At 68.3% G+C, this 5,514-nt stretch carries 7 protein-coding genes and 1 pseudogene; 4 read left to right on the top strand and 4 right to left on the bottom strand.

What is annotated here, in order from left to right:
* From Q0C81_RS15260 to rpsL, 3 genes are all read right to left on the bottom strand, one after another.
* On the bottom strand, positions 1-1,114 hold a 1,114-nt coding region (locus tag Q0C81_RS15260), incomplete at its 3' end, for a GTP-binding protein (RefSeq protein WP_291839798.1).
* 157 nt (positions 1,115-1,271) lie between these two features.
* Positions 1,272-1,745, bottom strand: coding sequence for a 30S ribosomal protein S7 (rpsG, locus tag Q0C81_RS15255; protein WP_168044696.1), 474 nt, complete (start codon positions 1,743-1,745; stop codon positions 1,272-1,274).
* 81 nt (positions 1,746-1,826) lie between these two features.
* Positions 1,827-2,198: a 30S ribosomal protein S12 gene (rpsL, locus tag Q0C81_RS15250; RefSeq protein ID WP_056453566.1), complete on the bottom strand. Its 372-nt coding sequence runs from the start codon at positions 2,196-2,198 to the stop codon at positions 1,827-1,829.
* 551 nt (positions 2,199-2,749) lie between these two features.
* Here rpsL and Q0C81_RS15245 point away from each other — a divergent pair.
* On the top strand, positions 2,750-2,980 hold the full coding sequence (locus Q0C81_RS15245; RefSeq protein WP_291839787.1) for a hypothetical protein: 231 nt from the start codon (positions 2,750-2,752) through the stop codon (positions 2,978-2,980).
* Complete coding sequence (locus Q0C81_RS15240; RefSeq protein ID WP_291839784.1) at positions 2,977-3,906, top strand: CorA family divalent cation transporter; 930 nt, start codon at positions 2,977-2,979, stop codon at positions 3,904-3,906. Before Q0C81_RS15245 ends, Q0C81_RS15240 begins: the two co-directional genes overlap by 4 nt.
* Here the strand turns inward: Q0C81_RS15240 and Q0C81_RS18330 are convergent.
* A complete protein-coding gene (locus tag Q0C81_RS18330) occupies positions 3,903-4,226 on the bottom strand; it encodes a TonB family protein (protein ID WP_367118031.1) in 324 nt (107 codons plus the stop codon). The two genes, Q0C81_RS15240 and Q0C81_RS18330, sit on opposite strands and share 4 nt — an antisense overlap.
* A gap of 160 nt (positions 4,227-4,386) precedes the next feature.
* Here Q0C81_RS18330 and Q0C81_RS15235 point away from each other — a divergent pair, with 160 nt between their 5' ends.
* Positions 4,387-5,082 (top strand): hypothetical protein, encoded by a 696-nt coding sequence (locus Q0C81_RS15235; protein WP_291839781.1) that lies wholly within the window; start codon positions 4,387-4,389, stop codon positions 5,080-5,082.
* 68 nt (positions 5,083-5,150) lie between these two features.
* A pseudogene (locus Q0C81_RS15230) lies at positions 5,151-5,514 on the top strand (hypothetical protein); the annotation flags it as partial.

Raw genomic sequence — 5,514 nt, 5'->3', positions numbered from 1 at the left:
CGGCGTAGGCTTCCTTGATGTCCTCGCGGTTGTTCGAGTGCATCTGCAGCATGCGGCCGACGCGTTCCTTGCGGTCACGGCTGGAGTTCAGCAGCGACATGCCGGTTTCCATCTTGCCCGAGTACAGGCGGCAGAAGGTCAGCGAACCGACGAAGGGGTCGTCCATGATCTTGAACGCCAGAACCGACAGGGGTTCATCGTCCGAGGCGTGACGCACGACCGGCTCTTCGGTGCGGAAGTCGATGCCCGGGGTCGGCGGGATGTCCAGCGGCGACGGCAGGTAGTCGACGACGGCGTCCAGCAGCGTCTGCACGCCCTTGTTCTTGAACGCCGAGCCGCACAGGATCGGGTAGAAGGCGCCGGTCAGCACGGCCTTGCGGATGCACTTCTTCAGCGTCTCGACCGAGGGCTCCTGTCCGTCGAGGTAGGCTTCCATCGCCTCGTCGTCGAGTTCGACGGCGTTGTCGATCAGGTACTGACGGGCGGCCACGGCCTTGTCCATCAGGTCAGCCGGGATCTCGCCGACGGTGAAGTTGGCGCCCAGGGCGTCGTTGTCCCAGACCACCGAACGCATTTCGACGACGTCGACCAGGCCCGACAGCGAGCTTTCGGCGCCGATCGGGAATTGGATCGGCACGGCCTTGGCGCCCAGACGGTCGCGGATCGACTGGACCGAGGCGTCGAAGTCGGCGCCGATCTTGTCCATCTTGTTGACGAAGACGATGCGCGGCACCGAGTACTTGTCGGCCTGACGCCAGACGGTTTCGGTCTGCGGCTCGACGCCGGCGTTGCCGTCCAGCACCGTCACGGCGCCGTCGAGGACGCGCAGCGAGCGCTCGACTTCAATGGTGAAGTCCACGTGCCCGGGGGTGTCGATGATGTTGAGGCGCTTTTCTTTCCAGTAAGCGGTCGTCGCGGCCGACGTGATCGTGATGCCGCGTTCCTGCTCCTGCTCCATCCAGTCCATGGTGGCGGCGCCGTCGTGGACTTCGCCGATCTTGTGGGACTTGCCGGTGTAATACAGGATCCGCTCGGTCGTCGTCGTCTTGCCGGCGTCGATGTGCGCCATGATGCCGAAGTTGCGGTAGTCTTCGATTTTATGCGTGCGGGGCATGGGAGCGTGCCTTGCGGTCAATGCGGCGCCGCTTCGGGCGCCTCGGGAATGTTCGGATAAGCGAGCGCGGGCGATTTAGCTCAAACCGCCCGCGCCGGATAGTCGGTAGATAGGAACCCCCGGCCTTATCTTGAAGACCGGCGGCGTCCCGAAAGGCTTACCAGCGGTAGTGGCTGAAGGCGCGGTTGGCTTCGGCCATCTTGTGGGTGTCTTCGCGCTTCTTCACGGCGGTGCCGCGGTTGTTCGAAGCGTCCAGCAGCTCGGCGGCCAGCTTTTCCGTCATGGTGTTCTCACCACGCTTGCGCGCGGCGTTGACCAGCCAGCGGATGGCCAGGGCCTTGCGGCGGTCCGGACGGACTTCGACCGGCACCTGGTAGGTGGCGCCGCCGACGCGACGCGAGCGGACTTCGACGGCCGGAGCGACGTTTTCCAGCGCGGTGTGGAAGGTCGCGACGGGCTCCTGGTCCTTCTTCTTGTCGGCCAGGATGTCGAAGGCGCCGTACACGATGTTCTCGGCGACGGCCTTCTTACCTTCGTACATGACGTAGTTCATGAACTTGGTGACGGTCAGATCCTTGAACTTGGGATCCGGCAGAACTTCGCGCTTCTGTGCGCGGTGACGACGGGACATGGGCTTGGCCTTCTAAATCGGTATCGGACGGCCGGCCCGAACCCCGAAGGTCCCGGCCGGCGAATGGAATGAAGCGATCGCTTACTTCGGACGCTTGGCGCCGTAGTGCGAACGGCGCTGCTTGCGGTCCTTGACGCCTTGCGTGTCGAGCACGCCGCGCAGGATGTGGTAGCGAACGCCGGGAAGGTCCTTCACGCGGCCGCCGCGGATCAGCACAACCGAGTGCTCCTGCAGGTTGTGGCCTTCGCCCGGGATGTAGCACACGGCTTCGATGCCGGTGGTCAGACGGACCTTGGCGACCTTACGAAGCGCCGAGTTCGGCTTCTTCGGGGTCGTGGTGTAGACGCGGGTGCAGACGCCGCGGCGTTGCGGGCAACCCTTCAGGGCCGGGACCTTGTTACGGACCGGCTTGGGGGCGCGCGGCTTGCGGATCAGCTGGTTGATAGTCGGCATTCGAAACTCGTTCTCTTCGATCGATGGAAGCGTGTGCCTTTCGGCCGGAGCGCCTCGGTGAACCTTCTTTTGGACGACCGTCTCTCGACGAGGGGCCGCCCGGGTGTTGTCGATGGTGCGCAACACGCGCAACACCGGGGTCAAACGCAAAAACCGGAACGCGCGCTTTGGGCGTTCCGGCGGGCACAGCCCGTCGCATTCGATTGTCACGATCAGGATGGAGGTCCGGGGACATCCCTCGCGAAAGTGGGCGGCTTCTACGCGCGGAGGCCCGTCAGGTCAAGGGCGCAGCGCCCCGCGGGCCGGGGTTGACACCCCCTGCCCCCAAGCCTAGGTCCGCCACGCCTCATTTCCGAGGCGCAGAACGAACCCGAACCATGGACCCCTATCCTAGTCGCATCGGGGGCGCGGTCATCACCGCCGCCTCCTCGCGCAAGACATCGAAGGTCGCCGCCGACCTCGGTCGGACGGGCGTGATCCGGAGTCTCGGTTAGGGGCTTCGGCCTCCGCTCGTCCCGCCGGCGTCCGCGCCGGCCGCAAGGAGACGAGCGATGAACATCCGCCGCCAAACCACCCCCGCCACGCCCCGCAAACCCCACGCCGCCTCCGGCCTGGAGCGCGAAGTCATCACCGCCGTGGTGGTTCTGTACCTGGTGCTCTCGGGCGCCATGCTGATCGTCCACTTCGCCCTGGGCGGAGACGACGAGACCCATCCGACGGTCACGTCGTCCACCTCCCCCAGCCACGCGGACGCCCCCGTCCGGCAGGAGGGCGCGCAATGACCGACCTGCTCATCACCCATGCCTCGAAGGTCTCGCCGACGGCCTGGCTGCGCCTGCGCCGCGGCGACGGCGCAGCCCTGGCCCACGCCGCCGCCGTGCACGGCTGCCGCTTCCCCGCCGCCGACGATGTCTTCGAGGAGGACGCCCGGTTCCTGTACCTGCCCGTCGCCAGCCTGGTGCGGGACGGTTTCGAGGTGCGCCAGCAGACCGTGATCTTCGCCCTGGGCGACGACGTCCTGATCACCCTGGAGCCCGCCGACGGCTTCCCGGCCTTCGACCGCGCGCCCGCCATGCTGGCGCGGCGGCCCGACCTGGGCGCGGGCCGGGCCGCGGTGATGTACGTCCTGCTGCTGGCCTTGAACGCCAACACGGACCATGTGCTCGGCCTCGCCAGCGGGGCGCTCGAGGGCGTCAACGACCGGATCCGCATGATCGCGGAAGGGGTCGACGAGACCGGCCAGAGCATCGACTCCAGCGACATTCACGATGCGATGGCCGACCTGAACGACAAGGAGGAGCTGATCTCGCGCATCCAGGAGAGCCAGCTCCTGCTGGAGCGCGCGGCCCGCTATCTGCGCCTCGAGATCGGCGGCGAGGCCCGGGACCTGCGCCAGTATGTCGAGACCCTGATCTCGGACATCGCCAGCGTGAAGGAGCACGCCGGGTTCGAGCACGACAAGGTCCGCTACCTGCAGAACTCGGTGATGACCTCGCTCAGCGTCAAGCAGAACGAGATCGTCAAGGTGTTCACCATCATCACGGCGGTCTTCCTGCCGCCCACCCTGGTGGCGACCTTCTACGGCATGAATTTCGCCGTCATGCCGGAGCTGGCGTGGAAGCACGGCTTCAGCTTCACCATCGTCCTGACCCTGCTCGCGGCCCTGCTGCCGCTGATCTACATCAAGAAGAAGGGCTGGCTGCGCTAACGGTCCGTGGGCGCGGCCGACGGAGGCGTGATGTGAACAGTGAAGGTCACGCGCCCCCCACTGTCGCCACCGCGTCCGCCCGGATTCGTTCGGGCCCGCCGGGCGCCCTCCAGGACCCTCGCGCCGAGGCCGGCGCCCCGCGGCGTCTCGGAAACGACCTGGCAGTCGTTCAGGGCGCCGTTCGATTGAACGACGCAGCTGAGCACGACCCGTCCCCCACGAAGCGGCGCCTCGGCGACCACATCAGGTAGGGTGGTTTCGGGCAAGATCCCCGGATCCTGCGGCGCGGCGAGAACGGTGAGAAGCGCGAGAGCGAACATCCCCCGTTCTCTCACGCCTTGTCCGCTCGCGGAATGGCCCGGATCAAGCCGCAATACGGCCACGCTGGCCCCCTCCCCTGTGCGTGGACATCGGGGGTGGCGGTTGGCGGGACCAGCGCGACAGGCGGCGAGGACGCGGGCGGGACTGGTCGCGGCCTCCGTGGCGGCTCACATTCTCGTCCTCGGGGGGCTGGCCGTAACGGTGCTGGACGAGCCCGCCCGCGTGATGCCGCCCCAGCCGACCGTTCTCTACATCGAGATCGAGCCCCGGCCCCTGCTGGAGAATGAGCGGCCGCGGCCGGCGCCCCGACCGACGAGAGCTCAACCGGTCGAAGCTGCAGCCCCGACGGACGCCCGGCGCTCGGTCCTCGGCTTCCGCCTGCCCTTCCGGCGCGACCGGAAGGAGGATGAGACTGCTCCTTCCTCGACGCCCGAGCCCAGCCTTCCCTCGCCCGTTCCCGGCGCGCCTGCGCCTCCATCCGGCGCCGGGGCCTGGCAGGTCCGGCCCGAGACCATGGCCGACCGGGTCGGGCGCGGCCTGCGCACCCGCGGCGTGGGCTGCGCCAGCCCTCAGTTGCTGAGCCGCGAGGACCGCGCCCTGTGCGAGGACCGCTTCGGCGACCAGAGCGCCGAGGCCGCTCCCGTTTCGGGCACGGGCTCCCCCGAGCGCGACGCCCGCTTCGCCCGCCAGGGCGCGCGTGAACTCGCCGGCTATGCGGAACGGCGTGAAACCCGGGCCTCGCAGCGCGCCGAATGCGAAAAGAGCGGCCCGGTCGCGGACTGCGGGGTCGAGGTGAGCGTCGGCCTGTTCTCCAGCATCCACGGCTTCCTGCCCAACCAGCGACGAGAAGAGTGAAGCGGCCGCCCAGCGCCGCAATAAGGCCACGCTCGCCCCCTCCCCTGAACGCTGGATCGGGAGGACGAATGGCGGCGCCGACGCGGGTGAAGTCTGGTGACAGGAACCGCTGGCGCAAGCCGGTGCTGGTCGGCGCCTCCGTGGCCGCTCACGTCCTGGTCCTCGGCGGGCTGGCCGTGACGGTGCTGGACGAGCACACCCGTGAGCTTCCGGTCCAGCCGACCATCCTCTACGTCGAGATCGAGCCCCGCCCCCTGCTGGAGAACGAGCGGCCGCGGCCGCGTCCGACGCCCGAACCGCCGTCGGCCCAACCGGTCGACCCAGTCACTCCGGCGGGCGCCCAGCGCTCGGTCCTCGGTTTCCGCCTGCCGTTCCAGCGCAATCGGGACGAGGACGAGAACCGGCCCTCGACGCCCGCGCCCCGGCTCGCCT

The sequence above is a fragment of the Brevundimonas sp. genome (genome assembly GCF_023259385.1).
In the GTDB taxonomy this organism is placed as follows: Bacteria; Pseudomonadota; Alphaproteobacteria; order Caulobacterales; family Caulobacteraceae; genus Brevundimonas.
This window is presented reverse-complemented; position numbering and strand designations above follow the sequence as displayed.

Coding starts and splice junctions, on each gene's coding strand:
- rpsG (WP_168044696.1), bottom strand. CDS start 1,745: ATGTCCCGTCGTCACCGCGCACAGAAGCGCGAAGTTCTGCCGGATCCC.
- rpsL (WP_056453566.1), bottom strand. CDS start 2,198: ATGCCGACTATCAACCAGCTGATCCGCAAGCCGCGCGCCCCCAAGCCG.
- Q0C81_RS15245 (WP_291839787.1), top strand. CDS start 2,750: ATGAACATCCGCCGCCAAACCACCCCCGCCACGCCCCGCAAACCCCAC.
- Q0C81_RS15240 (WP_291839784.1), top strand. CDS start 2,977: ATGACCGACCTGCTCATCACCCATGCCTCGAAGGTCTCGCCGACGGCC.
- Q0C81_RS18330 (WP_367118031.1), bottom strand. CDS start 4,226: ATGTTCGCTCTCGCGCTTCTCACCGTTCTCGCCGCGCCGCAGGATCCG.